Source organism: Saccharothrix deserti (genome assembly GCF_009769385.1).
Lineage (GTDB): Bacteria > Actinomycetota > Actinomycetes > Mycobacteriales > Pseudonocardiaceae > Actinosynnema > Actinosynnema deserti.
In genome coordinates, this window is record NZ_VKAB01000133.1 from 1 (window position 1) to 2,090 (window position 2,090).

The 2,090-nt window shown below is 66.5% G+C and carries 2 protein-coding genes; both read left to right on the top strand.

What is annotated here, in order from left to right:
• Positions 1–266: 266 nt before the first annotated feature.
• Positions 267–659: a hypothetical protein gene (locus FM051_RS49795; protein ID WP_158854948.1), complete on the top strand. Its 393-nt coding sequence runs from the start codon at positions 267–269 to the stop codon at positions 657–659.
• Between the two features lie 218 nt (positions 660–877).
• The gene (locus tag FM051_RS49800) at positions 878–1,717 is read left to right on the top strand and encodes a TniB family NTP-binding protein (protein ID WP_238413270.1); all 840 of its coding nucleotides are present in this window, start codon (positions 878–880) and stop codon (positions 1,715–1,717) included.
• Positions 1,718–2,090 lie beyond the last annotated feature (373 nt).

Below are 2,090 nucleotides of genomic sequence, written 5' to 3' on the forward strand. Positions count from 1 at the left end.
CAGTGGAACCCGGCGGCACCCGGCCGACAACGGGCCACTTCGGCCATCCCGAACACCGGAAGGAGGACCCGCAACAGCCACTGGTCACGGTCTCAAGCCAGGCCGTCACCCACACGAAAGATCCGGGTTAGTCCTCATCATCCAGGCTTGATGGTCTCCATCAAACTCGGTACGGAACAAAGAACGGGCAATGGGAAGTCCACCATGACCCCTACGACGTCTCCCAGATCTGGGTGCGCAACCACCACGACGGCGGATGGATCAGCGTGACCTGGACGCACCTGCGGCACGCCCCGGTCCCGTTCGGCGAGCTCGCCTGGGACCACGCCCGTCAAGTCCTCGCCGAACGCGGGGCCAACGCGGCTACCGAGGCCGAGATCGCCGCTGCTGCCACCGCGCTGCTGAACCGCGCCGAACACGGCCCCGACACCACATCAGACCCATCATCCAGCTCAGCGACGACCCGGTCGCGGCGGGTGACAGGCCGAACCAAGGCCACCAACACCCCAGCCTGGCCACGACCAGACATCGACGAGCCCACCGAACCGGTCAGCGGCAGCGAAGATACCGAGGACGAGCACCTCGAGGGCGAGCAGCTGGCGAAGGTCATCCCGCTGGGCGTGTTCGATCCGTTCGAGGAAGCGACCAAACGCTGGTGACCGTCCCATTCCCAGCTCCCGCCGCACCGCACGCAAACCAGGCTCCTGACGCCGACGGCTCCCACCGTCATCGGACCACGTTGCAGGGCTGGCGGCGTTTCACCACCGACATGCCGGTCGTTCCGGAGTTGTTGTCCCGCAAGGAATGGACGCAGCTCGGTGAGCAGGACCGGCTGGGTTATGACGAGGCCAGGCTGGACTACCACACCCGGTTGAGCGTGGTGGCCACGTCCACGATCCGCCAGGTCGTGCATGCTGGCCGTCGGCTGACCCTGCTCAACCGGCACGCGATCAGCGCCCGCCGAGGGCTGATCCTCTCCGGCGCCGCCGGCACCGGCAAGACGACCGCGATCACCCAGTTCGGCAAGACCCACGAGCTCATCGACCACCAACGGCATCCCCATGCCACCGGCCGGATCCCTGTGGTCTATGTGACCGTCCCACCGGCCGCGACCCCGCGGATGCTGGCTGCGGAGTTCGCCCGATTCCTCGGCCTGCCCGTCACCAACCGCGCGAACATGGCCGACATCATCGAGGCCGTCTGCGGAGTCTGCTGCGATACCGGCACCAGCCTGGTGATCGTGGATGAGTTGCACAACGTCTCGCTGGCCACCCGGGCCGGAGCGGAAGTGTCGGACACGCTGAAGTACTTCTCCGAACGCATCCCTGCCACGTTCGTCTACGCCGAAATCAACGTCGAACGCAAGGGGCTGTTCTCCGGCACCCGCGGCCAGCAGATCGCCGGCCGGTTCAGCCTGATCGCCACCATCCCGTTTCCCTACGCCGAGGACTGGCACGGGGTGGTCGCCACCCTGGAACACACCCTGCGCCTGCACCACCACCAACCGGGCACGATGGTCGGCTTGGACCGCTACCTGCGCCAACGCACCGGCGGCATGATCGGCAGCCTGTCCCACCTCGTCCGCGGCGCCGCGATCGAGGCCATCCTCGACAGCAGCGAGAAGATCACCCGACGGCTCCTGGACGGCATCGATCTCGACCACGCCGCCGAGAAAAACAACACGCACCCGGCGCCTACTCGCCGCTACGGCCGGTGACTATCTTGGACAAACCAGCGTGGAACGGCGAGGGGCGCCATGCGGCGCGGATAAGGACGACCATGGCAGAGCAATGGGGCTGGACCGAGATAGTCGTCGAAGGGCCAGCGGCAGGGATATGGCACAGTGAACACTCCTTCGACACCAAGGAAGCAGCACGGGCAAGCCTCCAGAACCACTTGGACACCTATGGCGATGGCTCCACGGAGGCTCAAGCTGCATCGCTCCTGCGAGGGGCGGGCTGGCCGGTAGTTGTCAAGTCAAGTGAGACAGGTTGTGTCTACGGGGCTGGTTGGGGTTGCTCGGCGGGCTGGTTGATCCAGGCCACGTCGGGCAGTGCGGGTGGACGGGGACGGCGTGCGAAGCGCTCCGG